This is a genomic window from Weissella sagaensis (genome assembly GCF_010306265.1).
Taxonomy (GTDB): Bacteria; Bacillota; Bacilli; order Lactobacillales; family Lactobacillaceae; genus Weissella; species Weissella sagaensis.
This window is the reverse complement of sequence record NZ_BLKA01000001.1, coordinates 1-25,809: the sequence shown is the minus strand read 5'-3', so window position 1 is coordinate 25,809 and position 25,809 is coordinate 1. Positions and strand designations below refer to the sequence as shown.

At 37.3% G+C, this 25,809-nt stretch carries 29 protein-coding genes and 1 other annotated feature; of the genes, 28 read left to right on the top strand and 1 reads right to left on the bottom strand.

Annotated features, from left to right (window positions below):
* The first annotated feature begins 16 nt into the window (after window positions 1–16).
* From G7Y65_RS00145 to rpoZ, 25 genes are all read left to right on the top strand, one after another.
* Window positions 17–544, top strand: coding sequence for a YqeG family HAD IIIA-type phosphatase (locus tag G7Y65_RS00145; protein WP_042491589.1), 528 nt, complete (start codon window positions 17–19; stop codon window positions 542–544).
* Entirely contained in the window at window positions 537–1,679 is a 1,143-nt protein-coding gene (gene yqeH, locus G7Y65_RS00140) for a ribosome biogenesis GTPase YqeH (RefSeq protein WP_042491587.1), read from the top strand. The genes G7Y65_RS00145 and yqeH overlap by 8 nt, the downstream gene beginning before the upstream one ends.
* 3 nt (window positions 1,680–1,682) lie before the next feature.
* On the top strand, window positions 1,683–1,997 hold the full coding sequence (gene yhbY, locus G7Y65_RS00135; protein WP_042491586.1) for a ribosome assembly RNA-binding protein YhbY: 315 nt from the start codon (window positions 1,683–1,685) through the stop codon (window positions 1,995–1,997).
* Between the two features lie 27 nt (window positions 1,998–2,024).
* A complete protein-coding gene (locus G7Y65_RS00130; RefSeq protein ID WP_042491584.1) occupies window positions 2,025–2,663 on the top strand; it encodes a nicotinate-nucleotide adenylyltransferase in 639 nt (212 codons plus the stop codon).
* Window positions 2,653–3,252: a bis(5'-nucleosyl)-tetraphosphatase (symmetrical) YqeK gene (gene yqeK, locus G7Y65_RS00125; protein WP_042491583.1), complete on the top strand. Its 600-nt coding sequence runs from the start codon at window positions 2,653–2,655 to the stop codon at window positions 3,250–3,252. The genes G7Y65_RS00130 and yqeK overlap by 11 nt, the downstream gene beginning before the upstream one ends.
* Window positions 3,252–3,620, top strand: coding sequence for a ribosome silencing factor (gene rsfS, locus G7Y65_RS00120; protein ID WP_228179914.1), 369 nt, complete (start codon window positions 3,252–3,254; stop codon window positions 3,618–3,620). Before yqeK ends, rsfS begins: the two co-directional genes overlap by 1 nt.
* The gene (locus G7Y65_RS00115) at window positions 3,620–4,366 is read left to right on the top strand and encodes a class I SAM-dependent DNA methyltransferase (protein WP_042491582.1); all 747 of its coding nucleotides are present in this window, start codon (window positions 3,620–3,622) and stop codon (window positions 4,364–4,366) included. Before rsfS ends, G7Y65_RS00115 begins: the two co-directional genes overlap by 1 nt.
* Window positions 4,367–4,380: 14 nt before the next feature.
* Window positions 4,381–5,562, top strand: a complete 1,182-nt coding sequence (locus G7Y65_RS00110; RefSeq protein WP_042491580.1) for a nucleotidyltransferase — start codon at window positions 4,381–4,383, stop codon at window positions 5,560–5,562.
* 13 nt (window positions 5,563–5,575) lie between these two features.
* Complete coding sequence (locus G7Y65_RS00105) at window positions 5,576–6,121, top strand: YceD family protein (RefSeq protein ID WP_165314462.1); 546 nt, start codon at window positions 5,576–5,578, stop codon at window positions 6,119–6,121.
* Between the two features lie 90 nt (window positions 6,122–6,211).
* Window positions 6,212–8,839 (top strand): DNA mismatch repair protein MutS, encoded by a 2,628-nt coding sequence (mutS, locus tag G7Y65_RS00100; RefSeq protein WP_141926887.1) that lies wholly within the window; start codon window positions 6,212–6,214, stop codon window positions 8,837–8,839.
* A gap of 13 nt (window positions 8,840–8,852) precedes the next feature.
* Entirely contained in the window at window positions 8,853–10,889 is a 2,037-nt protein-coding gene (mutL, locus tag G7Y65_RS00095; protein WP_141926886.1) for a DNA mismatch repair endonuclease MutL, read from the top strand.
* 19 nt (window positions 10,890–10,908) lie between these two features.
* Entirely contained in the window at window positions 10,909–11,367 is a 459-nt protein-coding gene (locus tag G7Y65_RS00090; RefSeq protein ID WP_042491574.1) for a flavodoxin domain-containing protein, read from the top strand.
* Window positions 11,368–11,415: 48 nt separating this feature from the next.
* Window positions 11,416–11,617 (top strand) — a binding site (T-box leader).
* A 78-nt stretch (window positions 11,618–11,695) separates the two neighbouring features.
* The gene (gene thrS / locus G7Y65_RS00085; protein ID WP_165314461.1) at window positions 11,696–13,675 is read left to right on the top strand and encodes a threonine--tRNA ligase; all 1,980 of its coding nucleotides are present in this window, start codon (window positions 11,696–11,698) and stop codon (window positions 13,673–13,675) included.
* Between the two features lie 167 nt (window positions 13,676–13,842).
* The gene (locus tag G7Y65_RS00080) at window positions 13,843–14,574 is read left to right on the top strand and encodes a glucosamine-6-phosphate deaminase (RefSeq protein WP_165314460.1); all 732 of its coding nucleotides are present in this window, start codon (window positions 13,843–13,845) and stop codon (window positions 14,572–14,574) included.
* Between the two features lie 180 nt (window positions 14,575–14,754).
* A complete protein-coding gene (locus G7Y65_RS00075; protein ID WP_165314459.1) occupies window positions 14,755–15,252 on the top strand; it encodes a hypothetical protein in 498 nt (165 codons plus the stop codon).
* A 24-nt stretch (window positions 15,253–15,276) separates the two neighbouring features.
* Window positions 15,277–15,813 carry an ECF-type riboflavin transporter substrate-binding protein gene (locus tag G7Y65_RS00070; RefSeq protein WP_165314458.1) on the top strand — a complete coding sequence of 179 codons (537 nt, stop codon included), beginning with the start codon at window positions 15,277–15,279 and terminating at the stop codon, window positions 15,811–15,813.
* A 169-nt stretch (window positions 15,814–15,982) separates the two neighbouring features.
* Window positions 15,983–16,873: a bifunctional 5,10-methylenetetrahydrofolate dehydrogenase/5,10-methenyltetrahydrofolate cyclohydrolase gene (locus G7Y65_RS00065; protein WP_137600450.1), complete on the top strand. Its 891-nt coding sequence runs from the start codon at window positions 15,983–15,985 to the stop codon at window positions 16,871–16,873.
* Window positions 16,858–18,120, top strand: a complete 1,263-nt coding sequence (gene xseA / locus G7Y65_RS00060) for an exodeoxyribonuclease VII large subunit (protein WP_042491567.1) — start codon at window positions 16,858–16,860, stop codon at window positions 18,118–18,120. Before G7Y65_RS00065 ends, xseA begins: the two co-directional genes overlap by 16 nt.
* A 1-nt stretch (window position 18,121) precedes the next feature.
* On the top strand, window positions 18,122–18,340 hold the full coding sequence (locus tag G7Y65_RS00055; RefSeq protein WP_042491565.1) for an exodeoxyribonuclease VII small subunit: 219 nt from the start codon (window positions 18,122–18,124) through the stop codon (window positions 18,338–18,340).
* 5 nt (window positions 18,341–18,345) lie between these two features.
* Window positions 18,346–19,206: a polyprenyl synthetase family protein gene (locus tag G7Y65_RS00050; RefSeq protein WP_165314457.1), complete on the top strand. Its 861-nt coding sequence runs from the start codon at window positions 18,346–18,348 to the stop codon at window positions 19,204–19,206.
* A 2-nt stretch (window positions 19,207–19,208) separates the two neighbouring features.
* On the top strand, window positions 19,209–20,057 hold the full coding sequence (locus G7Y65_RS00045; RefSeq protein ID WP_042491562.1) for a TlyA family RNA methyltransferase: 849 nt from the start codon (window positions 19,209–19,211) through the stop codon (window positions 20,055–20,057).
* Window positions 20,044–20,487, top strand: coding sequence for an arginine repressor (locus tag G7Y65_RS00040; protein WP_042491561.1), 444 nt, complete (start codon window positions 20,044–20,046; stop codon window positions 20,485–20,487). Before G7Y65_RS00045 ends, G7Y65_RS00040 begins: the two co-directional genes overlap by 14 nt.
* A gap of 24 nt (window positions 20,488–20,511) precedes the next feature.
* Entirely contained in the window at window positions 20,512–22,203 is a 1,692-nt protein-coding gene (recN, locus tag G7Y65_RS00035; protein WP_042491559.1) for a DNA repair protein RecN, read from the top strand.
* Window positions 22,204–22,277: 74 nt separating this feature from the next.
* Window positions 22,278–22,895 carry a guanylate kinase gene (gmk, locus tag G7Y65_RS00030; RefSeq protein WP_165314456.1) on the top strand — a complete coding sequence of 206 codons (618 nt, stop codon included), beginning with the start codon at window positions 22,278–22,280 and terminating at the stop codon, window positions 22,893–22,895.
* Complete coding sequence (gene rpoZ, locus G7Y65_RS00025) at window positions 22,892–23,092, top strand: DNA-directed RNA polymerase subunit omega (RefSeq protein ID WP_042491557.1); 201 nt, start codon at window positions 22,892–22,894, stop codon at window positions 23,090–23,092. The genes gmk and rpoZ overlap by 4 nt, the downstream gene beginning before the upstream one ends.
* Window positions 23,093–23,132: 40 nt before the next feature.
* On the opposite strand, the gene G7Y65_RS00020 is transcribed toward rpoZ, so the two are convergent.
* Entirely contained in the window at window positions 23,133–23,795 is a 663-nt protein-coding gene (locus G7Y65_RS00020; protein ID WP_042491556.1) for a VTT domain-containing protein, read from the bottom strand.
* Window positions 23,796–23,930: 135 nt separating this feature from the next.
* Here G7Y65_RS00020 and G7Y65_RS00015 point away from each other — a divergent pair, with 135 nt between their 5' ends.
* The 3 genes from G7Y65_RS00015 to G7Y65_RS00005 all read left to right on the top strand — a co-directional run bounded on the left by G7Y65_RS00015 (window position 23,931) and on the right by G7Y65_RS00005 (window position 25,388).
* Window positions 23,931–24,515 (top strand): peptidylprolyl isomerase, encoded by a 585-nt coding sequence (locus tag G7Y65_RS00015; protein ID WP_042492366.1) that lies wholly within the window; start codon window positions 23,931–23,933, stop codon window positions 24,513–24,515.
* Between the two features lie 69 nt (window positions 24,516–24,584).
* The gene (locus tag G7Y65_RS00010) at window positions 24,585–24,983 is read left to right on the top strand and encodes a CvfD/Ygs/GSP13 family RNA-binding post-transcriptional regulator (protein WP_042491555.1); all 399 of its coding nucleotides are present in this window, start codon (window positions 24,585–24,587) and stop codon (window positions 24,981–24,983) included.
* 18 nt (window positions 24,984–25,001) lie between these two features.
* Window positions 25,002–25,388 carry a hypothetical protein gene (locus G7Y65_RS00005; RefSeq protein ID WP_042491553.1) on the top strand — a complete coding sequence of 129 codons (387 nt, stop codon included), beginning with the start codon at window positions 25,002–25,004 and terminating at the stop codon, window positions 25,386–25,388.
* Window positions 25,389–25,809: the final 421 nt, after the last annotated feature.

Here is a 25,809-nt window from a genome sequence, read left to right as displayed (position 1 = left end):
TGGAAAAGGATAAAAAATGACGAACTCATTTACCCCAACTTGGATGATTGACGCAATTTATTGCGTTACCCCAAAACAATTACAACAGCACAACATTAAAGCTGTTTTGACAGATTTAGATAATACATTAGTAGCCTGGAATAATCCTGATGGTACGCGTGAACTACATGATTGGTTACTGCAAATGAAACAAGCACAAATCCCCGTTTTAATTGTTTCTAACAATTCAGCTGATCGGATTGCACGAGTCGCTGACCCATTGCAATTAGACTTTGTTGCACGAGCTTTAAAACCGATGACTCGTGGATTAAAGGAAGCTGCTAAAACATTACAACTTGATCCAAGTCAAATTGTAATGGTGGGTGATCAATTATTAACCGATGTTTGGGCTGCAAATAATGCTGGTATGCGTAGTATTTTAGTTAAGCCCTTAATTGAAACTGATCAATGGAATACAAAGATTAATCGTTTCTTTGAAAAAGGTGTCAAAAAGGATATGTTAAAGAACAATCCACAATTACAATGGAGGAAGCAACTTGATTAGTGAAGAGACAATACGTCAATATATAGATGAAGGATTACGTTGTATTGGCTGTGGTGCGTTAATTCAAACCGAAAATAAAAATGAGATTGGCTACACACCAATGTCAGCGCTTAAAAAGAGCTTTGAGAATGATGAAGTCTTTTGTCAACGGTGCTTCCGTTTGCGTCACTATAATGAAATTCAACCAGTTAATCTAACTGATGATGATTTTCGTCATTTGTTAGAGCAAATTGCAGATACAAATTCATTGGTCGTTTATGTTATGGATGTCTTTGATTTTTCAGGCTCGTTAATTCCTGGTTTGCATCGCTTTGTTGGAAACAATGACGTTTTGTTAGTTGGTAATAAGGTAGATGTGTTACCACGGTCATTGAAGCGCAGTAAGATTAAAGATTGGATGCGTCAGCAAGCTAATATTGCTGGCCTTCGTCCAGTTGATGTTGCTTTGACATCAGGAAAAAATGGTGAAGATATTGAAAAAATGCTTGATTTAATTGCAAAATATCGTAAAAACCGTTCTGTTTACGTTGTGGGGGTTACTAACGTTGGTAAGTCAACCTTAATTAACCAAGTTATTAAGTCCGTAACGGGTGATCGTCATGATGTTATTACAACATCACGCTTCCCAGGGACAACATTGGATCGTATTGAAATTCCGCTGGATGATGACAGTAATATTATTGATACCCCTGGTATTATTCATCAAGATCAAATGGCACATTATTTAAGTGCAAAGGATTTGAAATACGTCTCACCACAAAAAGAAATTAAGCCTAAGACATTCCAATTAAATGAAGGACAGACTTTATTTATGGGGGCTTTGGCACGTTTTGATTATATTCAAGGCCAGCGCACTGGTATCACAGCATATTTTGAAAATAATTTGTTGATTCACCGAACGAAGTTAGCTAATGCAGATGCATTTTATGAAAAACATGCTGGTGACTTATTAGCACCGCCAACAGCCGAAAACTTAGCTATGTTGCCACCGTTGCAACGCTATGAATTTAAAACAACAGAAAAGACAGATATTGTGATTGACGGATTAGGTTGGCTAACCGTACCAGCAAATACTGTTGTCGCAGGCTGGGCACCAAAGGGTGTTTCAGTATTAACAAGAAGGGCAATGATTTAAAACATGATATCACTACGCGGAAAACAAAAACGTTACTTACGAGCATCAGCACACGACATGCGACCACTATTTAGTGTTGGTAAGCAAGGTTTAACAAAAAATTGGTTAGATCAATTAGAGGATGCAATCAATAAACGTGAGTTGTTTAAAGTAAATATTTTAGCTAATTCTGAGGTTGACACAACTGAATTAAAAACTTTTATTGAAGAAAATTCAGATATTCAAGTTGTACAAACAATCGGACATACTTTAGTATTGTTTGGCGAGTCTGATGAAAAAGAGAATCGTCATTATTCAGTAATGGTGCAAAAGATTTAATAAATAATAGGCAATGGGAGATGGCTTATGGTAGCGACATTTCAACAATTTGTGACGCAACTTCAACTTGAACCAGAGGTTGCAAAAAATAAGCAAAAAATAGGAATTCTTGGCGGCACATTTAATCCGCCACATATTGGTCATCTCATCATCGCTGAACAAGTTGCCGATAAATTAGGCTTGGATAAGGTATATTTTATGCCTAATGCAAAGCCACCACATGTCGACTTTAAAGCAGCAATTAATCCAATTGATCGTGCGCGGATGGTCCAAGCAGCGATTGTAGGTAATAGTCGTTTTGATATTGAACCGTTAGAAGTTCAACGTGGTGGTAAAAGCTATACTTATAATACGATGTTGCAGTTGAAGCTTGAACATCCTAATTATGAATATTATTTTATAATTGGTGGGGATGAGGTTGCCTATCTTAAGACATGGTATCGGATTGATGATTTACTGAAGCTAGTTAAATTTGTTGGGGTTAACCGCCCTGGCCAAGTAAAAGAATCGGCATACCCGGTAATATGGGTTGATGTCCCTGATTTGATGATTAGCTCGACTGATATTCGACAACGAATTAGTCGTCATCAAAGTGTCCGTTACTTAGTTCCTGATTTGGTAGCGGCTTATATTGTAGAAAACGGGTTATATTTAAATGACAGATAAACTAATTTATACACAAAAAATTTTTACTGGTTCACGTGAACTATTAATTGATAAAGTTTCGCAAGCCCTATCAGCAAAGCGTTTTGAACACGTTTTACGTGTGGAAGAGATGGCTTTACAATTAGCTGAAAAATGGCATGTTGATGCAGAATTAGCATCAATTGCAGCTTTAACACATGACTATGCGAAAGAACGTTCTGATGAAGACTTTTTGCGTGAAATTGAAAAAAAACAATTAGATCGTGATTTGATTAATTGGGGTAATAATATTTGGCATGGTGTTGTTGGTGCTGAAATGGTAAAAGATGAATTAGGCATTGCGCATGAAGATATCTTAAATGCTATTCGGCAACATACCACTGGTGCTACGGTGATGACTAAACTCAGCCAAATCTTATATATGGCTGATTATATCGAAGCAGGGCGTGATTTCCCTGGGGTAGAAGAAGTTCGTACGTTGGCGTTTGATGATTTGGCAGCTAGTGTTGGTTGGCAAACGGCGCATACATTAACCTTTTTACTAACGCAAAAGGTTACCATCTATCCGGGAACGCTATTAACTTATAATACATGGAGTGTTGATAAATAATGACTAATGTTAATGATATGTTGGAAGTAGCAGTAAAGGCTGCTGATGGTAAGCGAGCTGAAGATTTAGTAGCTTTGGATATTCATGAAATGAGTATTATTACTGATAATTATTTAATTTTGAGTGCACCAACTGAACGACAAGTGATTGCAATTGCTGATGAAATTATTGATCAGATGGCAGAAGCTGACTTCCAATTAGTTCGTCAAGAAGGACGTAGTGAGGGACAATGGGTATTATTGGACTTTGGTGATTTGATTGTACACGTATTTAAAACAGCAACACGTGACTTTTATCGACTTGAAAAAAACTGGCAGGCTGCTCCAGAAGTAGCAATTGATCAATGGATCATTAAGGAAGATTTCTAATGAATTACCAAACATTTGCGAAGTTATATGATGATTTATTTGACGAGGATGCCTACCAAGATTGGTTATCTTATGCACAAAAGAATATAACCTCTAAAGATGGTAAATTATTGGAGCTAGCGGGTGGCGCAGGTCGATTAGCCATTTTACTCAAACAAAATGGCTTTAAAGATGTGACAGTCTTTGATTTATCACCAGAAATGCTAACTTTAGCTGCACAACATGCGCAAGAAGCAGAACTTGAATTACCACTAATTGAAGGTGATATGCGTGAGTGGTCTGATTTGAAGCAAAAATATGCGACAATTACATCATTTGCAGATTCTTTTAATTACCTGGCAAATACGAAAGAAATGTTAGAAGCTTTTAAACAAGTTGCAAAGCACTTGGAAAATAATGGTCAATTTTTATTTGATGTGATTTCACCATGGCAAACTGATGTTTATTATCCAGGCTATATGTTTAATTGGCATGACGATGAAACTGCCTTTATGTGGTCATCATATGGTGTTGAAGGTATGACACACACTGTTGAGCATGAATTAACATTTTTTGTGTATAACGAAGAAATTGATGGCTACCAGCAGCTACAAGAAATACACACTGAACGAACTTATGATTTAGAGACCTTTATGCGTTTGTTAAAAAAGGCTGGCTTTAAAGATATTAAGGTGACTGCTGATTATGGTCGTCATGATGTTACGGCAGAAACGGATCGTTGGTTCTTTAGTGCTACTAAAGCTTAAAAGGAAAGATAGTTATGAAAGCAGTTGGCATCGTTGCCGAATATAATCCATTTCATAATGGACATGCATATCAATTAGCAAAAGCTAAACAAATAACCAATGCAGATACAACAGTTGTTGTGATGTCGGGTAATTTTGTGCAACGAGGGTTACCAGCTGTTTTTGATAAATGGCAGCGCGCAGAATTAGCATTGATAGGTGGTGCTGATGTCGTATATGAATTACCATTTGCATTTGCTGTCCAGCCAGCCCATTTATTCGCTCGTGGGGCGGTTAATGTGCTGGTAGCAGCAGGGGTGACAAGTATTGCTTTTGGGGCAGAACATGCCCAACTTGATTTTTTGGCTTTGGCAAAAATTGCTCGCCAAAAATTAAGTGAGAATGCTGCATTTAAAAATGATTATACACAAACCTATGCAACTGTTTTTAATGATGTCTTAGCGGATGTTACGGGGCAGCGTTTATCACAACCTAATGATTTATTAGGTTTTGCGTATGCAATGGCACTATTGGATTTAGGGTATGCGGATAAAGTGGACTTAGTGCCTATTCAGCGTAAGGGCGCTGATTATCATCAAACGGGTATTACTGATACTCGGATTGCCAGTGCAACAGCGTTACGTGAGTTAATGTCGCAAGAAAAGCCAGCGAGTGACTTTACAGATTATGTATCAAAACCAGCAGCAGAGTTATTAGCGGGTGGTGAGCAATCTAAAAGTTGGTCGGAAGCTTGGTATCCATTTTTACAATATCAAGTGTTAACAACACCAATTTATCAATTAGAACAGATTTATCAATTAACTAATGGGCTTGCGTATCGCTTAAAAGAACAAATGACACGGTATACACAGGCTGACTATCAAACATTTATGACAATGTTTAAAAGCAAGCGGTATACATGGGCACGTCTACAACGCACCCTTTTATATACACTATTAAATATAAGTCATGATGAAATGATGCAAGCGATGCAACGTCCCTATTTACGGGTACTTGGTGCAACAAAACAAGGGCGTTTTTTTATTAAAAAGAATCGTGATCAGGTACAATTACCTGTTATCAATCACGTGACGCATGAGATGGTAACTGATATTTTACAGTTAGATTATCGCGCCGGAAAATTATATGAATTGATGGCAAAGCAACCGCTACAACAGGCAATGGATACAGGCCGTATACCAGTATTTTATGAGTAAGGAAGGATTAAATATGAAGTGGCAATTTTCACAATTACAAACGTATAAAGATGAACCATTACAATTTAGCGAAACACTAACACTTGATAGTAAGCTAGTGAGCCAGTTTAGTGATGTTATTCAAGAAATTAAGCCTGTCAATGTGGTTGGATTTGCACAAACAGAAGATGACGATGTATTGGTTCATGCGCATGTGACTGGTGAATTAATAACGCCCTCAACGAGATCATTACAACCAGTTACATTACCAATTGATTTGGATATTGATGAAATCTATATTAAAGATAAGCAACATGAAGAACGGTATAGTGACGATCAATCAGTTATTTTGATTGAAGATGGTGTCATTAATTTTGATGAAGCTTTATTAGAATACATCGTTTTGTCAATTCCATTGCAAGTATTAACTGATGAAGAGGCAACAAATGATACAATGCCTACAGGTAAGGATTGGTCTGTTATTTCTGAGAAAACTTACGAAAATCTAAAACAAGAGACAGAGAAGCAAAATACCCCATTAGCTAGTCTAGCCGATTTATTAAAGGATTCAGACAATTAGGTTAACCAAGATTTGTTGGTAAGTATATTGATAGAAACGAGACCAGAGCAAATCACGTTCTGGTCTTGTTTATTAAAGAAAGGAATAACGATGGCTAAACCCAAAATAACGCCTATGATGGCGCAATATAACGAGATTAAAGCGCAGTATCCTGATGCATTTTTATTTTATCGTCTGGGTGATTTTTATGAATTGTTTAATGATGATGCTGTGGTGGGATCACAACTACTGGAGTTAACGTTAACACAACGCAATAAAAATTCAGCTGATCCAATTCCAATGGCGGGTGTTCCGCATCATGCTGCGCAAAACTATATCGATATCTTAGTCGATAAGGGTTATAAAGTTGCCGTAGTTGAGCAGGTAGAAAATCCGGCAGAAGCTGATGGCATGGTGAAAAGAGAGGTTGTACAACTAGTAACCCCCGGAACCCGTATGAAAACGTCGGCTGATGCAGCTAAAGAAAATAATTATCTGGTTGGATTATCAGTTGCACCACTTGATTGTTATGGTTTAGCTTACACAGACTTATCTACTGGCGAAATAAAAGTAACCAGTTTGCAAGGCTTAAATAGTGTTTTGAATGAGATTAGCCGTTTGGAAACAAAAGAAGTTGTGACAAGTGATGAGTTACCTAATGACTTACAAGCCAATTTGACAACATTGGGCATTTTAGTTTCAAAAACCAAAGCCCAAGATGAAACGCATGCAGAAATTGCCTATTTAACGCAACAATTACAGCAAACAACACCTAAAACTGCTGCTAATACTTTATTGCAATATCTGTTTGATACGCAAAAGCGTTCGTTAGATCATCTTCAACAGGCAACAGCCTATGAAGTGGCACAATATTTGAAAATGGATCGACATTCACGCGCTAACTTAGAGTTAACAATTAATTTGCGGACACAACAACGATCAGGAACCTTGCTCTGGTTGTTAGATGAAACTAAAACGGCCATGGGTGGACGCACGCTAAAACAATGGCTAGAACAACCACTATTAGATGCTAATATTTTAAATCAGCGCTATGATAAAATCGGTGAGTTAGTAAAAGAATTTTTTGGGCGTTCAGCGTTACAAGAAGCCTTGCAATCAGTCTATGATTTGGAAAGGCTTGCTGGTCGTATTGCATATGGTACAGCTAATGGACGTGATCTTTTACAACTGCGCCGGTCACTACAACAAGTCCCTGAAATTTTAAGCATTTTAGATGACCTTGATCCATCAATTTTTGGTGAGTTAAGAACCAGTCTAGATCCTGTTTCAGATATTGAAAGTTTAATCGGTGAGGCCATTACAGATGAACCGCCGATTTCAGTGACTGATGGTGGTGTTATTCGAACTGGTTATCATGAACAGTTAGACAAATATCGTGATGTGATGACAAATGGTAAAACTTGGTTAGCAGAGTTAGAAGCACATGAACGGCAAGCAACAGGAATTAATTCTTTAAAGATTGGGTTTAATAAAGTATTTGGCTACTATATTGAGGTTACAAAAGCCAATATTGCTAAGCTAGATGCCAATCGTTATACTCGCAAACAGACCTTGGTAAATGCTGAACGATTTATTACACCTGAATTAAAAGAGCGTGAACAAATGATTCTAGAGGCAGAAAGTAAGTCAAGCGAGTTAGAATATCAGTTGTTTACGACAGTTCGGCAAACTATCAAAGAAAATATTCAACGTATTCAAACTTTAGCTGCTCATTTAGCGCAGTTAGATGTTTTACAAGCGTTGGCAACAGTGGCTGAGCGGTACCATTTTGTACGGCCAACACTAACAAATGAAGATGTGATTGATATTCAAGCGGGACGCCATCCAGTTGTTGAAAAAGTATTAGGTCATCAAGAATATGTCGCAAATAATGTGGAGATGCAAGCTAAGGACACGATTTTGTTAATTACTGGACCAAATATGTCTGGTAAGTCAACGTACATGCGACAATTAGCATTAATTGTGGTCATGGCACAAATAGGTTCATTTGTACCAGCAACAGCGGCAACACTACCTATTTTTGATCAAATTTTTACACGTATTGGAGCAGCTGATGATTTGATTTCTGGTAATTCAACATTTATGGTTGAAATGGCAGAAGCCAATACAGCTTTGCAGAATGCAACCAAACATTCACTCATTTTATTTGATGAATTAGGACGTGGTACTGCGACTTATGATGGGATGGCATTAGCACAAGCAATTATTGAGTATGTGCATGAACATACACATGCTAAGACACTATTTTCAACGCATTATCATGAGTTAACGGCTTTGGCCGATAAATTACCTGAATTACAAAATGTTCACGTTGGCGCTAATGAACAAAATGGTGAACTTATTTTTTCACATAAGGTATTACCAGGACCGGCCGACCAAAGTTATGGTATTAATGTTGCGAAGTTAGCAGGATTACCAACCTCCTTAATTACGCGTGCAGCTGATATTTTAAGTCATTTGGAAGAACAAGATGTTTCATTAAAGACGGCACCAATGACTGAAACGACTTTAGCCGATAAATCAGCTGAGTTATCAGTTGACGAGCCAACTAAACCAGCTACAGCTGATGACGGGCAATTGGATTTGTTTTCACTGCCGGATGCAATTGATTCACATATGCAACAAATTCTTGAAGAAATGAAACAACTTAACGTGGCAACTATGACGCCATTAGAAGCATTAATGAAATTAAATGAGTGGCAACAAAACATGCAGTAAGAGAGGTACGTAAATGACTGAAATCCATGAATTATCTGATATTTTAGCGAACCAGATTGCTGCTGGTGAAGTGATTGAACGACCAGGTTCAGTTGTTAAGGAACTAGTTGAAAATGCCCTGGATGCACAAGCAACGCAAATTGATATTTTAGTAGAAGATGCTGGTATTAAATCAATTCGGGTTATTGATGATGGTGCGGGCATTACCAATGATCAAGTACAACGAGCTTTTTTACGTCACGCAACGTCAAAAATTAGTTCTCGACAAGATTTATTTCGCGTGCATTCACTTGGGTTTCGTGGCGAAGCATTGCCTTCAATTGCATCAGTAGCGGATGTTGTCTTAAAAACTGCCGTAATGGATGCTAAAGAAGGAACAAAGATACATTATCGTGGTGGTGAGCTAGTATCACAAACGGGGACAAATGCACGGCAAGGAACCGATATTTTAGTAAAGGATTTATTCTTTAATACACCCGCACGTTTAAAATATTTAAAATCACAGGCAACGGAATTAGCACAAATCGTTGATGTGATTAATCGCTTAGCCATGAGTTATACGAAAGTCGCTTTTCATCTTGTCCATAATGGTAAAGAGTTGTTACAAACAGCCGGTAATGGAAATTTACAACAAGTCATAGCTAGTGTTTATGGTTTGTCACAAGCCAAGAAAATGGTCGCAGTCAATATAAGTGATAATGATTTTGCGATTTCAGGTTATGTGTCATTACCAGAACTAACACGTTCAAATCGATCATATATTTCCATTTTAATTAATGGACGATTTGTGAAAAACTATAATTTAAGTAAAGCCATTGTCAAAGGTTATGGTTCAAAGCTGATGGTTGGTCGTTTTCCAATTGCTGTATTACAAATTAGCATGGATCCACTATTAGTTGATGTTAATGTCCATCCTCAAAAACATGAAGTGCGCCTGTCTAAGGAAGTACAATTAATGGCTTTGATTGAAGAAATGATTGTTAAATGTTTTACAAACCAAAATCTAATTCCGGACGCTTATGATAATTATATGCATGGTAAAATTAATGATCAGATAGTGCCTGAAACTGACGATGCACAATTTATGGCGCAATTACAAAAAATTTCAGGGACAAGTACTAATCATGTTAATCCAAATCAGGGCATAAATGATGATAACTTGGCATCAGCTATTGATGGAACATCACGCCATTTACAGTTCCAAAATGAAGCAACGCATGCAAGCCAGGAACAAACAAGCGTTCATCCCATTATGATTACTGATGCGACTGATTTGAAGACGAAACCTGTCCAAGAGTTTGCAGCAAAATATCGGCTTGAAGATAATATACAACCTTTTACGGAAGTTTCGACGCCAGTAGCGGCCGATGAAATGCAATTAGATTGGAATGATGAAGCAACAACAATAGATGCGCCTGTTAAAACTGGGTTTCCAACGCTAGAGTACATTGGTCAAATGCATGGCACATTTTTATTTGCGCAAGCTGAAGATGGCTTTTACATTATTGATCAGCATGCAGCACAAGAACGAATTAAATATGAATATTTTCGAGAAGAAATTGGTAAAATTGGCTTAGATAGTCAACGATTATTAGTGCCAATCGTCTTGACATATCCTAAAGTTGATATTTTAAAAATTCAAGCACATGAAGATGAGTTGCAAGCTGTTGGCTTACATTTAGAAACTTTTGGTGATGATGCTTTAATTGTACGGGAGCATCCAGCTTGGTTTGAAAAAGGGCAAGAAGAGTCAACTATTCGTGAAATGATTGACTGGCTATTACGTGATGGCAACATTACAACGAAAGCGTTCCGTGAAAAAACGGCCATCATGATGTCATGTAAACGATCGATTAAAGCAAATTGGTCATTAAATGATTATGAAGCACGGGGCTTATTGACACAGTTATCGCAGGCAACGAATCCATATAATTGTCCGCATGGTCGACCAGTATTAGTTTCGTTTACTAATATTGATATGGAAAAAATGTTTAAACGAATTCAGGATTCACATGAATCATGGATTGAGTATGATAATCATCCATTTTAATCAACAAGGGGAATAAAGTATGCAAGCCAGAGTTTTTTTTGCGACAATTACTGGTAATAATGAAGATGTAGCAGATGTGATTGTTGCTGCATTTAAGGCGGCTAATGTTGCAGTCAGTAAAGAGGATATTCAATTAATTGATCCACAAGATATTGATAAAGCGACAACCGATATTGTGGTGGTTGTCCCTTATACGTTTGATAATGGGTCATTACCAGATGAAGCGCTAGACTTTTATGAGGATCTTGCTGACACAGATTTGAGCGGTATCGTCTATGGTGTTTCAGGTTCTGGTGATGATTTTTATGGCGATGACTTTGCAGTAGCCATTGATAAATTTGAACAACAATTTGAAAAAACTGGTGCGCTTCAAGGTGCGGTTGGCGTAAAAGTTAATCTGAGCCCTGATCAAGCAGCTACAAAAGCATTACAAGAATTTACGCAATCTTTAATTACCACTGCGCAACACTTAAGTTAATAAAAAAGTTTTTAATTTTAAAAATTTCAGGTATAATAGTAGACGAATATTAAAACGTTGAAGAAAACACGTCGTTTAACAAATAATGCTTATAGAGAGCCAATGGTGGTGGGAGTTGGTAGCATGAAATGAACGGTACTATTTCTGAGTGTGTTACGATTTAAGTAACAACGTTTCCCGCGTTAAGGGATTTGAGAGTAACAGGTAACTGTTATAAATTCGGGTGGTACCGCGTTTAAGCGCCCCGTTATCGGATAAAAATCGATAACGGGACGCTTTTTGTTTTAAGATATGTTCACGAACAACGAATTAAAAAGGAGTAATAATTATGGCAGATGTACAAATGACATTTCCTGATGGTGCCCAAAAGACATTTCCAATGGGTACGACACCAATGGAAATTGCTAAGAGCATTTCAACATCATTAGCAAAAAAGGCTGTTTCAGGAAAATTGAATGGTCAATATGTTGGTATGAAGGATGCAATTAGTCAAAGTGGTCAATTTGAATTGATTACGAAAGATGATGAAGAAGGACTACGCTTACTACGTCATTCCGCATCACATTTATTGGCACAAGCGTTAAACCGTTTGTATCCTGATCAAATTCATTATGGGGTTGGACCAGCAATTGACAACGGTTTTTATTACGATACAGATAAAGTTGAAGGCAATCAAATTTCAGTTGATCAATTCCCAGAAATTGAAAAAATGATGAAGCGTATTGCTAAAGAAAACTTACCAATTGTCTCACGTGAAATTACGCGTGATGAAGCTTTGGAAATGTTTAAAAATGATCCTTATAAAATTGAGTTGATCAATGATTTGCCTGCAGATGAGCATATTTCAATTGCTGTTCAAGGGGAACATATTGAATTAGATCGTGGTGGTTTGGTACCAGCAACAGGATGGATTAAGCACTTTAAGTTGACTTCAGTGGCTGGTGCATACTGGCGTGGCAAGTCATCTAACCCGATGTTGCAACGTATTTATGGAACAGCTTTTTGGAATGCGGAAGATTTAGATGCTGAGATGAAGCGTCGTGCTGAAGCTAAGGAACGCGATCACCGTAAAATCGGGGCTGATCAAGACCTATTCTTTACATCACAAGAAGTTGGTGCTGGTTTAGCTGTTTGGATGCCAAATGGTGCCGCAATTCGTCGTACACTAGAACGTTATATTGTTGACCGTGAAGTGCAAGACGGATACCAACATGTTTATACACCAGTTTTGTCAAACTTAAACTTATATAAGCAATCTGGTCACTGGGATCATTATCGTGATGATATGTTTCCACCAATGGACATGGGAGATGGCGAATTCTTGGAGTTACGTCCAATGAACTGTCCTTCACACATCATGGTCTTTAAGCACCACCAACGTTCATACCGTGATCTACCATTCCGTATCGCTGAGCTAGGAATGATGCACCGATATGAAAAATCAGGTGCCTTAACTGGATTATCACGTGTGCGTGAAATGACATTAAATGACGGCCACACATTCGTTATGCTTGATCAAATTGAAGATGAGTTCAAGAAGATTTTACAATTGATGGTTGACGTTTATAAGGACTTTGACATTACTGATTATCGCTTCCGTTTGTCATATCGTGATCCACAAAATACGGAAAAGTATTTTGATGATGATGAAATGTGGGAAAAGGCCCAAAGCATGTTAAAGACAGCCATGGATGATATGAAACTAGACTACTTTGAGGCCGAGGGTGAAGCTGCTTTTTATGGTCCAAAGCTTGATGTACAAATTAAGACTGCTTTGGGTGGTGAAGAAACATTGTCAACTATCCAACTAGACTTCCTATTACCAGAACGCTTTGATGTTAACTACGTTGGTTCAGATGGCGAATTACACCGCCCTGTTATGATTCATCGTGGTATTATTTCTACTATGGAACGCTTTACAGCATATCTAACTGAAATGTATAAGGGTGCTTTCCCAACATGGTTAGCACCACATCAAGTTCGTATTATTCCAGTTAATCGTGAAGCACATGGTGAGTATGCACAAGCTTTGGCTGATCGATTGGTTAAGCAAGGTGTGCGTGCCGAATATGATGGACGTAATGAAAAGTTAGGTTACTTAATTCGCAATGCACAATCTTTGAAAATCCCATATACGTTAGTAATTGGGGATGAAGAAGTATCAAATAATACGGTTACGATTCGTCGTTTCGGTTCACGTGATACAGCGGCTAAGTCGGTTGATCAATTTGAAAAGGATTTATTAGCTGATATTGCCAGTCATTCACGTGCATTAGATACGTTAGAAAAAGCTGTTAAAGGTGAATAATTAAAGGTGATGCCAAAATAAGAAGGATCACCTAAAAAAGCAGATTACCTACTTGGGGTAATTTGCTTTTTTTATGATGTCTGTTGATTGTTGAAATACTTAATGATTGCAAAAGGAAATTTGTAGGTATATAATTGGTCTATACCAAAAACAAAGGAGTTAAAATCATGCAGATTATTGAAGTGAAAGATGAACAAGCGGGTGGAAAAGTAGGTTTTGAGATTTTTAAAGAGGCTTTGGCAGATAATGCGCAAGTCTTTGGTCTGGCAACGGGCTCAACACCAATCACAATTTATAAGGAATTAACTGCTAGTGACCTGGATTTTTCAGACAAAATTTCAATTAATCTTGATGAATACCAAGGCTTAGCTGGTACGCATGAGCAAAGTTATCGTCATTTCATGGAAGAGCATCTATTTAATCAAAAGCTATTTAAAGAATCATACGTTCCGGATGGTTTAGCTGAAGATAGCAAGGCTCAAACAGCACATTACGATGCGTTGATTGCTGAGCATCCCCTTGATTTACAATTACTTGGATTAGGTCAAAATGGCCATATCGGGTTTAATGAACCAGGTACACCATTTGATGCCCAAACACGTTTAGTTGATTTAACACCATCAACTATTGCAGCAAACGCTCGTTTCTTTGCTAGTGAAGATGAAGTGCCACGTAAAGCATTTTCAATGGGAATTGGTAGTATAATGAAGTCAAAGAAGATTTTATTGGTAGCCTATGGTGAAAATAAAGCACAAGCAGTTGCCGATATGATTGAAGGACCAGTCACAACTGATGTACCTGCCAGTGTTTTACAAAATCACGACGATGTTATTGTGATTATTGATGAAAAAGCGGCCTCAAAAATTAAAAACCGTAATCTTATCACAACGATTGCTTAAAGATAAAGTCAGTAAATAACGAAAAAGCAAATGACCTATTTTAGGTCGTTTGCTTTTTTATTGTTGTCTATATGCTTTTGATATCATACAATAGCTTATGCTTATTGACGATGTTACCTAGTGTAAAATATGGTTGGTGTGCTAAACTTATATATAAAGTTAAAGAAGAGGGGATAACCCATGGACATGACAGGAAATGATTTCATTAAGATTCTAACCAATGAAACCTATACAACAAAGACGTTTGAAGCAGCTGATCAAGCAACAATTAACTTAGATGAGTTGTTTGCAGACGTCACAAAAGCAACGGCAGCTAACCAAATTTTTAGTGATGCCCTAATCATCAATGAAGAAGAGCCAATTATTTTACGAATTGAAACGAATTTAATTAATTTACCTATTCGTTATACGAATGCTATTCGTAAAATTGTCGTAAATGATGGAGCAAAAGAAATATCATTATATATGATTGTCGAGCATCCATTGGTGACTAAATCACATTTGTTTATTAAAAAGGCAGCCTCAGTGCAATCGTTTTTAGATGATCCAACGTCAGTTGCAGAAAAGATAACTGCATTTTTCAATGAACAAATTGCACAGATTAATGCTAATAAAGAGTCTGCTAAGCAAGCAGAACAAGTTGAAAATGAGCCTGCGGCGGAGACAAGAAATCAATAATTGTTGTTATAAAGGGGTGAGATAATGAAACATAATATTATCGCAGCGCATAAAGTGATTGGGACGATTGTTGGCATTATTATTTTTATTGTGTTGTTTAAATATTTAGCAGTCCAAATTGGTGATACGTCAGACAATGTGACATTAGCACATGCTTGGTTATCACTAGTGACAGCAATCTTTGGACCAGTTGTCGGTGCTGTAACGGCATTTATTGGTCATGCGACAAGTGATGCGTTGACTAATAATGGAACGGCTTGGTGGACTTGGGTCATTGCGGATGGTTTATTCGGTTTATTTATTGGGCTAATAACGAAACGTTTGGATATTTTAATTGGTAAGTTGACAACAAGGAAATTAGTCTTATTCAATATTTGGCAACTCGTTGCTAATATTGTCGTTTGGTTAGTAGTAGCCCCTTTGGGTGATTATTGGGTGTACAACTTATCATTGGGGGTTGCGTTTAAAGAAGGATTAATTTTAGTAGTTGTTAATTTCTTGACAATTGCAATCGTTGGTACAGGACTATTAAAGATTTATCAACATTTCTTTGTTGAATAGTTATGATGTTTATGCAATGATTTAAAAAGATAAAATGTTAGTTATTTAAAACGGGCGAATCGTTATATTAAAGCGATTTGTTCGCTTTTTTTATAGGTTAATGGCTTGGTTAAAAACGTTGTTTTGTGATAAAATTTATGCAACAACAATGAATAAAAGTGAGGATGAGATGGCTAAAATTATTGATGGTAAGGCGATTGCTAAAAAGTTACGAGCAGTTGTTGCAACGCAAACGGTAGCGCTAAAAGAGCAAGCAGTTACACCAGGACTAGCAGTTATTTTGGTAGGTGACGATCCAGCTAGTGAAATTTATGTACGAAATAAAGAACGTGCTGCAGCTAAAGTAGGTGTTAATGCCAAAACATTTAAATATCCTAATGATGCAACTGAGGAAGAAATATTAGCGCAAATTGTTGCATTGAATCAAGATGAAACAATTGATGCGATTCTTGTCCAAAGTCCAGTGCCATCCCAAATTAATGAACAAACAATTCAAGAAGCTATTTTACCGGCAAAAGATGTTGACGGTTTCCATCCCGAAAATAGTGGACGCTTGTTTGCCGGTCAAACTGGTAATTATCCAATTGCAAATACGCCACGTGGGATTATGACAATGCTTCATCATGAAGAAATTGATTTAGCTGGTAAACATGCGGTTGTGCTTGGACGATCAATCTTAGTTGGTCGCCCAATGTTTGCTTTATTGCAGATGGCTAATGCTAGTGTGACGCTGTTGCACCGCTATACACCAGCTGATTTACGACGACAACTTTTAGCAACGGCTGATGTTGTTGTCGTTGCCACTGGTGTGCCTGATTTGATTATGGGCGCTGATTTGAAGCCTGGTGCTACAGTAATCGATGTGGGGATGAATCGCTTACCAAATAATACATTAGTCGGTGATGTTAATTTTGATACCGCTAAAAAAGTTGCTGGTGCGATTACGCCGGTTCCAGGTGGTGTCGGTCCAATGACAATTGCCACATTGTTAGAAACAACAGTAGAACTAGCAGCTCAGCATCATCATATAGAATTGGAGCACGGATGGCAGAATATTTAACAGTTTCAGCACTAACCGCTTATTTAAAACGCAAATTTGTCGCTGACCCATATTTAAAAAAAGTCTACGTGACGGGGGAAATTTCTAACTTTCGACAACGATCAGGGCATCAATATTTTAAAATAAAGGATGATCAAGCAGTTCTTTCCGTAACGATGTTTAAAACATCGTTTAGTCGGTTAAAATTCCAGTTAGAACCTGGTATGAAAGTCAATATTGTTGGCCATCTTGATCTGTATGCACCAAACGGGTCATATAGTTTGATTATTGATTCATTGGAACCAGATGGTGTTGGGGCATTGTACCAAGCTTATGAACAATTAAAAAATAAATTAGAGCAAGAAGGTTTATTTAATGTGCGACAAGCCCCCATTCCACGGTTTCCTAAAAAAATTGCGGTCATTACATCGCCAAGTGGTGCTGTTATTAGAGACATTATGACGACGGTTAGCCGGCGTTATCCGATTGCCCAACTTGTTTTATATCCAGCAGTTGTGCAGGGGAGCGGCGCAGTCCCCTCTTTGAGTAAGCAAATTGATGCAGTTAATCAAGCTGATGATTATGATGTGTTGATTATTGGCCGTGGTGGTGGGTCAATTGAAGATTTATGGGCTTTTAATGATGAGTCATTGGTGCGTCAAATGTTGACTGTTGACATACCAATCATTAGTTCAGTAGGTCATGAAACGGATACCACGATTGCTGATTTTATTGCTGACAAGCGTGCTGCAACACCGACTGCAGCTGCAGAACTAGCAACGCCAGTTCCTTTAGCAGACCTTTGGTTATCGATACAACAAGCACAACAACAATTAGTAACGATTTTACAACGAGAAATCGCGCAACGGAAAAATTATTTAGATCGGTTACAAAAAAGCTACGTGTTAACGAATCCAGAACGTTTATACGAAGGTTACTTACAACGTTTAGATCTGGCGCAGGACAAATTAGTACGGGCAATGACATTACAAATTGAACGACCAAATCAGCAACTGCAAAATTTGGTGCCGCGTTTAAATCAAAGTATGAATTATGAAATGACGCAAGCTAAGCAACATTTTAAGCATGTTATCGCTAGTTTACAGCTAGTGAGCCCATTAGCAATTTTAAGCCGTGGGTATAGTGTGACCAGAAAAGATGGTGTGGTTATTCATCAGTTACAAGAAGTATCTACTCAAGATGAAATTACAGTACAATTATCTGATGGCGAGATTGTGGCTTCGGTGATAGAAAAGAAAGAGAAATAATATGGCAGATAAAACATTTGAAGAAAATTTGGCAACATTAGAAACCATTGTGAGCCAGCTAGAAAAAGGGGATGTGCCACTAGAAGAAGCGCTAAAACAATTTGAAACGGGAATTAAAATTAGTCAGGACTTACAAAAAACATTACAAAATGCAGAAACGAGCCTAGCTAAGATTGTTAATGCTGACGGTAGTATGAGTGATTTTAATAAAGGGGAATAAAGCAGATGCATTGGCAAGAATTTTCAAAAGTAATGGTGCCAAAAATTGAACAGACCCTGGCCGATGAACTAGCAAATAGTTCATTTGTACCACAATTACGTGATGCGATGACCTATGCCGTTATGGCAGGCGGTAAGCGATTGCGACCAATGTTGACGTTGGCTGTTTTAACAACATATCAATTACCAACTAATCATTTTCTTAAAGCAGCTAGTGCCTTGGAATTAATTCACACATACAGTCTAATTCATGATGATTTACCTGCAATGGATGATGATGATTTGCGTCGAGGTAAGCCGACAACGCACCGTGCATTTGGTGAAGATACGGCCATTTTAGCTGGAGATGCCTTGCAACCATTAGCTTTTGAATGGTTAACAGACGGTAACCATGCAATTTCATCTGAGCAAAAAGTTCAACTAGTAACGGCATTAGCGAAAGCTGCTGGTGCATCAGGTATGGTAGCAGGTCAAGTACTTGATATCGCAGGAATGCAGCGTGATGTTGTCACACTAAATGAGACGCAAACAATCCATTACCATAAAACAGGTGCGTTGATTGCATATGCCTTACAAGCAGGTGCAATTATGGCTAATGCTACTCAAGCAGTACAAAATAGTTTATATGATTTTGGCATGGCATATGGTCTAGCATTTCAAATTAAAGATGATTTAGATGATTATAATGCAAGTAAAGTTGAAGCACAGGCATATCCAACGATTCTTGGTGTAGCATCTACTAAAGAAATGTTGCAAAAGCAAATCGATACTGCAAAAAAATCATTGAATACATTTCATAAATTAACACAATTAGATATACAATTGTTAGCCTCATTTTTAGACTATTTTAAAGATATAACGGAGTAAATATGGCAGTAGAAAAAGAACGTGTTGATGTTTTAGCTGTTCAACAAGGGTTATTTACATCACGAGAACAAGCAAAACGGGCAATTATGGCTGGTGAAATTTTAGGCGCAAATGAACAGCGGATGGATAAGGCTGGTGAAAAAATACCTGTTACAACTGAATTGCATTTAAAAGGCGCACCAATGCCATATGTGTCCCGAGGCGGTTTTAAACTAGAAAAAGCCTTACAAGTGTTTAACATTGATGTACAAGATAAAACAGTTTTGGATATTGGTTCATCAACAGGTGGCTTTACTGATGTTTCTTTGCAAAATGGTGCTAAACGAGTCTACGCACTTGATGTGGGGACTAATCAACTGGTATGGTCATTACGTTCAGATGAACGAGTAATCGTGATGGAAAATACGAATTTTCGTTATGCAGAGCCAGAAGATTTTAAAGAGGGGCAACCGCAAGTTGCAACAATCGATGTTTCTTTTATTTCATTGAATTTGATTTTACCCCCTCTATCAAAAATACTAACCTCAGGTGGTTCAGTTGCAACACTGATTAAACCGCAATTTGAGGCGGGACGTGAAGCGGTTGGTAAGCATGGCATTGTCAAGGACGCAACAACACACAGTCAGGTGATTAATAAAGTAGCTGACTATGCACATGAAGCTGGGTTTAGTATTGTTGGTTTAGACTATTCACCAATTAAGGGTGGGTCAGGAAATATTGAATTCTTAGCGCACTTAGTGTTAGATGGTGGTGATAGTACAATGACGTTGGATGAGCGTGAAGCGGTGGTGACAATGGCTCATGAACAGTTAAATGCTCATCGTGAAGGTAAGCTAGATGAGAAAAACTAAAAAAGAACGTCAATTGGCGATTCGCAATCTCATTACAAAACAGACCATGCAGCGACAAGAAGATGTTGTCAATGCGCTTAATAAAATGGGATGGAATGTTACACAGGCAACAATTTCTCGCGATATTGCTGAAATGCAGTTGGTTAAAGTACCGTTAGAAATAGGCGGCTTTGCTTACGCGGTTGTGGCACAAGCTGATGCATTGGCGCATATTAAACGAATTATGCAAGAGCCGACAACAACAATTCGTACACAAGATAATTTTGTGATGATCTCAGTAGCGCCTGGAACAGGTCCGGCTTTGAAGTTAGCTTTACAAGAAGCGGATTTTGACGAGCTATTTGGGATCCTCGGAGATGATGCTGATGTTTTAATGATTTTAAAAAAAGAATTACAAGCTCAAAAATTTGTGACGCAAAAATTCCAATAAGTTGTTTATATTTTAGGAGGCGGCATGTTACAAGAACTATCCATTCAAAATTTTGCAATTATTCCCAAATTAAATATTAGCTTTGAACCTGGCATGACCGTATTAACTGGAGAAACTGGAGCAGGTAAATCAATTATCATTGATGCTGTGGGATTGTTAACAGGTGGTCGTGGCTCGCAAGACTACATTCGTCAAGGGGCTGATAAATCAGTTTTACAAGGATTAATTGATGTTGAACCAAATGAGGCTTTACAAAGTGTACTTGAATCATTAGGTATTCCACTTGAAGATAATCAATTATTAATTCATCGTGAGTTACATCGAAACGGTCGGAATGTGATTCGTGTTAATAATGTATTGGTTAACGCAACGGCTTTAAAATCATTAGGCCGACATCTAGTAGACATACATGGTCAAAATGAGCACCAGGCATTAATGCAACCAGAGCAACATTTAGGGTTGTTAGATGAATTTGCACAGAAAAAATTGCAACCAGTACAGGCAGCCTATCAAAATGCTTTTAAAAAATATCAACAACTAAATGATGCATATCATAAGCGGCAGGCAGATGAGCAAGCCTGGGCACAACGATTAGATATGTTGAGTTTTCAAAGTAATGAGTTAAATGAGGCCAATTTAGTTGTTGGTGAAGAAGAAGAGTTGGAGACTGAATATCAAGAATTGTCGAATTTTCAAGATGTTTTAACAGCTTTATCAAAAGCATATGAAGCACTTGAAGGTGAATGGGAAAATAATGGCTTAGAAACAGTTGGGACAGCTGTTAGTGAGTTAGAAGACATTGAAGAGTTAGCCCCACGTTATACTAAATTAACCGAAGCTGTGCGGGGAGCTTATTATGAACTACAAGAAGCAGCCTCGGAAATTTTAAATGTGCGTGATAATTTAGCTTTTGATGAAGAACGCTTACGCTATGTGGATGACCGGTTAAATTTAATTCGTTCACTAGAAAAAAAGTATGGGGCAACGATTACGGATGTGTTAAAGCACCAACAACAAGTAGATGAAGAGCTAATGCAAATGGGGGGGAATGAAGAAAATGCGGCTGCCTTGGCGGATCAACTAGATGCTGCTAAGCAAACTGCACAACAATTAGCCCAACAAATGCATGACATTCGATCTGATGCTGCAGTAGTATTAACTGACCAAATTCATGAACAACTAAAAGATTTGTACATGGATAAAGCCATTTTTTCGGTGAAATTTATGAAACAAAAGTTAAGCCTGACTGGTCAGGATGGCGTCGAATTTTATATTCAAACTAATTTAGGTGAAAGCGCCAAGCCATTAGCAAAGATTGCATCAGGTGGTGAACTGTCACGAATGATGTTAGCAATGAAAACAATTTTTTCTCGTGAACAAGGGATTACGTCAATTATTTTCGATGAGGTTGATACCGGTGTTTCTGGTCGAGTGGCACAAGCGATTGCTGAAAAAATTGCAGTAATTGGTCGGTATTCCCAAGTTTTGACCATTACGCACTTGCCACAAGTTGCAGCGATTGCAGACCATCATTTCTTTATTGAAAAACAAGTGATCGATAAACGAACTGAGACATCTGTTCGTCAGTTGGCAAAAGACCAGCGAATTGACGAATTAGCACGAATGTTATCGGGGAATGAATTAACCACGGCAGCTAAAGAAAATGCCCGAGATTTGTTAAAAAGAGCGCATACACATAAAAATTCAGTCGAATAAAGTTGTTTACATGACAAAAAGCGAGTAAAATAATTATTTAAACAACTAGATAAAAAGTTAGGAGTATGTGTACCATGAAGCGTGGCGTATTAATCGTACTATCTGGACCGTCTGGAGTAGGTAAAGGAACTGTACGAAAAGCCTTATTTAAGGAGCCAGATATTGATTTTCAATATTCTATTTCAATGACAACTAGACAGCCTAGAAGTGGTGAAGTAAACGGTGAAGATTACTTTTTTGTTACTCGTGATGAATTTGAAACAGAGATTGCAAATGGTGATATGTTGGAATATGCTGAGTATGTCGGTAATTACTATGGTACTCCTAAAAAGTTTATCGACCAGACTTTGGCTGCCGGACGTGATGTTTTACTAGAAATTGATGTTCAAGGTGCGTTGCAAGTAAAAGAAAAAATGCCTGAAGGGGCGTATATCTTTTTGACACCACCAGATTTAGCAGCATTGAAAGAACGGTTGATTGGTCGTGGTACTGAGGCAATGGAAGTTATTGATCGGCGTGTTTCAGCAGCAACTGCTGAAATTCGTATGATGGCTAACTATGATTATGCAGTGGTTAATGATGAAGTATCATTGGCAGTTAATCGAATAAAAGATATTATTAAAGTTGAGCGTTTACGTGTTAATCGCGTATTGCCTGAGTATATTAAGATGATTGAGGAGTTAGAAGCATGATTTTATACCCATCTGTTGACAAGTTATTAGAAAAAGTTGATTCACGTTATAAGTTAATTGCACTAGGTGCAAAGCGTGCGCATGAATTAGAACAAGGTGAATTACCTACTTTAGCAAAGTTTGATTCAGTAAAGCCTATTGGCCAAGCTTTTGAAGAAATTGAAGCAGGCAACGTTGTTATTGATCATAACAAATAAAACAAAAAGAGGATGGTTAAAACCATCCTCTTTTTGTTTGTTATTTATTCATTTGTTGTTGTTTTTTATTAAGCAATATTTGTCGAATAGCACTAATGATAGCTGGTAGGGCAGATACTAATAGTATGCCAATTAGTACCAATGAAAAATGTTCGCTAACAAATGCATTACCACCAAAGTAGAAACCAGCTTCTACGGCAATAATGACCCATACTGTAACGGCAATTGTTTCCAAAATAATAAAATTACGGTAACGGAAACCAGAAACGGCTGCAGTAAACGGTACTAAGGTACGAATAATTGGTAGAAAACGACCTAAAATAATTGCCATCTTACCATGCTTAACAAAAAAATCATTAGCTTCTTGAAGATGCTTTTCCTTAATGAAGCGCCCTAGGATGGGATGACGAACTAATTTAAGGCCAACAGTACGACCTAAAAAGAAATTAAGTGAATCACCAGATAAAGCAGCAATCCAAAATAATAGCATTAATAACCAATGGTTTAGTGAATTGCCCGATAGTGCAGCAATGGATCCAGCGGCGAATAGTAATGAATCACCCGGTAGAAATGGTAAGACAACAGCCCCGGTTTCAATAAAAATAACTGCAAATAAAGCGGCGTATGACCAACCACCCCAGGTGTTAACTAAATTATTTAAATGAACATCTAAGTGGAGAAATATGTCGATGATTTGAATCATTGTATGTTTAAGCTCCTATAATTACTTGATTAACTAAAATGACTTAGCTACTAGTTTATCACTTTTTTAAGGCACTGTAAGTTATATGTTATAATAAACACAGTGTATTTAATAGAACTTAAGAGGTAGAAAATGATGACATATCCACAATTAAATATTAATGAAGTAACAGGTCCAATTGCAGTTTTATCAACAACTATGGGCGATGTTAAGGTGCAATTATTTTCAGAACAAGCACCTAAGACAGTTGAAAACTTTGTTGGCTTGATTAAGCAAGGTTATTATGATGGTATTATCTTCCACCGTGTTATTAATGAATTTATGATTCAAGGCGGTGATCCTACTGGGACTGGTATGGGTGGTGAATCAATTTGGGGTAAGCCATTTGCTGATGAGTTTTCTGATGAAGTATTTAATTTACGAGGAGCGTTATCAATGGCAAATGCTGGGCCTAATACAAACGGCTCACAATTTTTTATTGTACAAGCTAATAAAGTACCTGCTCGTATGTTGCGTTCATTAACTGGTGTTGTACCGGATGAAATTGTAACAGCTTATGGTCAGAATGGTGGGACACCTTGGTTAGATAAGCATCATACTGTCTTTGGTCAAGTTATTAAAGGTATGGATGTTATTGACAAGATGGCAATTCAAAAGGTTGATTACGCAGATAAGCCAGAGACAGAAATTAAAATTTTAAAAGCAACTGTTAGCGAGTAATTAACAAGCTTATTTTAAACCGAGTTTAGTTCTCGGATACATATTAATTACTATATAGGAGATGAAGTAATGGTGTTTCACATTGGAGATGTTGTTGAGGGGGTTGTAACGGGTGTTCAGCCGTATGGTGCTTTTATTCAATTAGATGATCATCATCAAGGTTTAATTCATATATCTGAATGTCGTTCTGCTTTTATACGTGAAATTGGGGATGAGCTAGTTGTTGGTCAAACGGTGACGGTAATGATTTTAGATATTGATATTTATAGTGAAAAAATTTCTTTATCAAGAAGGACCGTACTAGATGGTTATAATAGGACAGCGATAGATAAAGAGAAAATAAATCAAGACTATAAATTTACACAACATCATTATTGGACTAATCAACATTTAGCAATCGGATTTGAAACGATTGCTAAATCAGGGCCAACAATGGTTAATGAAGCACTACAAAGATTACATCAATAAAGAAATGGAGCCACAATAATGTCGTTAATTGCGGGAACAATTATATTTACACGAGATGATCAGTCGTATTTTTTAGTAACTGATGAGTTACCTAAGCCTAAGTTTTATACGGTTAAAATGCATAAGCATGATGGGGATACTGCGCTTGGCTCAATTGTTAATGGTATGAGGGATGAATTAGGAATTGACTTTGATAATTTACGTTTTGGTGAATTAGCGGCATGGCATTTACAAGAATCTGAATCAAGTGAAGATCTTGTTTCTTTGTATACATTTGAAGCAATTGATTCAAAATTGTTGAATTTAGAGCGGCTGAATTTACTAGGTTTGCAATTTATTAATGCGCGTGACATTGGGAGATTGTTGAAAAATGTTGATATGGCAGGCGTTATTCAATTAGATTAATGTTTTTTCAAAAAAAGCTTGCATTTATTTTATAAATTCGGTATTATTAAAAAGTTGAGTTTTCAGGAAAGATTACATTCTTCATTTAAATTCAATAATAATTAATTCAAATTAAATGTTGACAATCATCATTTAGTGAGATATGATTATTAAGTTGCGTTAAGGAATAACAAGTTTGTTTAATTCATCAAGTAAATACTTCTTGACAAGGAATAAATAAAATGTTATGATTTAAAGGTAACTGTTAGTCAAAAGGCTTAACGAGATAGTTCTTTGAAAACTGAATATCGTTTCGATAGAACAAATGTGTAGGGTCTTCAAGCATTAAGCTTGAAACAAAAACATTTGCGAAGTCAATTCGCTAATAAATTCGTTTAACTTCTGTTAAACAATTAAAACAACAAAATTGAGTTATACTCAA

Excerpts from the sequence above, each read along its gene's own strand:
- G7Y65_RS00145 (WP_042491589.1), top strand. The coding sequence starts at position 17 with ATGACGAACTCATTTACCCCAACTTGGATGATTGACGCAATTTATTGC.
- yhbY (WP_042491586.1), top strand. The coding sequence starts at position 1,683 with ATGATATCACTACGCGGAAAACAAAAACGTTACTTACGAGCATCAGCA.
- G7Y65_RS00130 (WP_042491584.1), top strand. The coding sequence starts at position 2,025 with ATGGTAGCGACATTTCAACAATTTGTGACGCAACTTCAACTTGAACCA.
- yqeK (WP_042491583.1), top strand. The coding sequence starts at position 2,653 with ATGACAGATAAACTAATTTATACACAAAAAATTTTTACTGGTTCACGT.
- rsfS (WP_228179914.1), top strand. The coding sequence starts at position 3,252 with ATGACTAATGTTAATGATATGTTGGAAGTAGCAGTAAAGGCTGCTGAT.
- G7Y65_RS00115 (WP_042491582.1), top strand. The coding sequence starts at position 3,620 with ATGAATTACCAAACATTTGCGAAGTTATATGATGATTTATTTGACGAG.
- G7Y65_RS00110 (WP_042491580.1), top strand. The coding sequence starts at position 4,381 with ATGAAAGCAGTTGGCATCGTTGCCGAATATAATCCATTTCATAATGGA.
- G7Y65_RS00105 (WP_165314462.1), top strand. The coding sequence starts at position 5,576 with ATGAAGTGGCAATTTTCACAATTACAAACGTATAAAGATGAACCATTA.
- mutS (WP_141926887.1), top strand. The coding sequence starts at position 6,212 with ATGGCTAAACCCAAAATAACGCCTATGATGGCGCAATATAACGAGATT.
- mutL (WP_141926886.1), top strand. The coding sequence starts at position 8,853 with ATGACTGAAATCCATGAATTATCTGATATTTTAGCGAACCAGATTGCT.
- G7Y65_RS00090 (WP_042491574.1), top strand. The coding sequence starts at position 10,909 with ATGCAAGCCAGAGTTTTTTTTGCGACAATTACTGGTAATAATGAAGAT.
- thrS (WP_165314461.1), top strand. The coding sequence starts at position 11,696 with ATGGCAGATGTACAAATGACATTTCCTGATGGTGCCCAAAAGACATTT.
- G7Y65_RS00080 (WP_165314460.1), top strand. The coding sequence starts at position 13,843 with ATGCAGATTATTGAAGTGAAAGATGAACAAGCGGGTGGAAAAGTAGGT.
- G7Y65_RS00075 (WP_165314459.1), top strand. The coding sequence starts at position 14,755 with ATGGACATGACAGGAAATGATTTCATTAAGATTCTAACCAATGAAACC.
- G7Y65_RS00070 (WP_165314458.1), top strand. The coding sequence starts at position 15,277 with ATGAAACATAATATTATCGCAGCGCATAAAGTGATTGGGACGATTGTT.
- G7Y65_RS00065 (WP_137600450.1), top strand. The coding sequence starts at position 15,983 with ATGGCTAAAATTATTGATGGTAAGGCGATTGCTAAAAAGTTACGAGCA.
- xseA (WP_042491567.1), top strand. The coding sequence starts at position 16,858 with ATGGCAGAATATTTAACAGTTTCAGCACTAACCGCTTATTTAAAACGC.
- G7Y65_RS00055 (WP_042491565.1), top strand. The coding sequence starts at position 18,122 with ATGGCAGATAAAACATTTGAAGAAAATTTGGCAACATTAGAAACCATT.
- G7Y65_RS00050 (WP_165314457.1), top strand. The coding sequence starts at position 18,346 with ATGCATTGGCAAGAATTTTCAAAAGTAATGGTGCCAAAAATTGAACAG.
- G7Y65_RS00045 (WP_042491562.1), top strand. The coding sequence starts at position 19,209 with ATGGCAGTAGAAAAAGAACGTGTTGATGTTTTAGCTGTTCAACAAGGG.
- G7Y65_RS00040 (WP_042491561.1), top strand. The coding sequence starts at position 20,044 with ATGAGAAAAACTAAAAAAGAACGTCAATTGGCGATTCGCAATCTCATT.
- recN (WP_042491559.1), top strand. The coding sequence starts at position 20,512 with ATGTTACAAGAACTATCCATTCAAAATTTTGCAATTATTCCCAAATTA.
- gmk (WP_165314456.1), top strand. The coding sequence starts at position 22,278 with ATGAAGCGTGGCGTATTAATCGTACTATCTGGACCGTCTGGAGTAGGT.
- rpoZ (WP_042491557.1), top strand. The coding sequence starts at position 22,892 with ATGATTTTATACCCATCTGTTGACAAGTTATTAGAAAAAGTTGATTCA.
- G7Y65_RS00020 (WP_042491556.1), bottom strand. The coding sequence starts at position 23,795 with ATGATTCAAATCATCGACATATTTCTCCACTTAGATGTTCATTTAAAT.
- G7Y65_RS00015 (WP_042492366.1), top strand. The coding sequence starts at position 23,931 with ATGACATATCCACAATTAAATATTAATGAAGTAACAGGTCCAATTGCA.
- G7Y65_RS00010 (WP_042491555.1), top strand. The coding sequence starts at position 24,585 with ATGGTGTTTCACATTGGAGATGTTGTTGAGGGGGTTGTAACGGGTGTT.
- G7Y65_RS00005 (WP_042491553.1), top strand. The coding sequence starts at position 25,002 with ATGTCGTTAATTGCGGGAACAATTATATTTACACGAGATGATCAGTCG.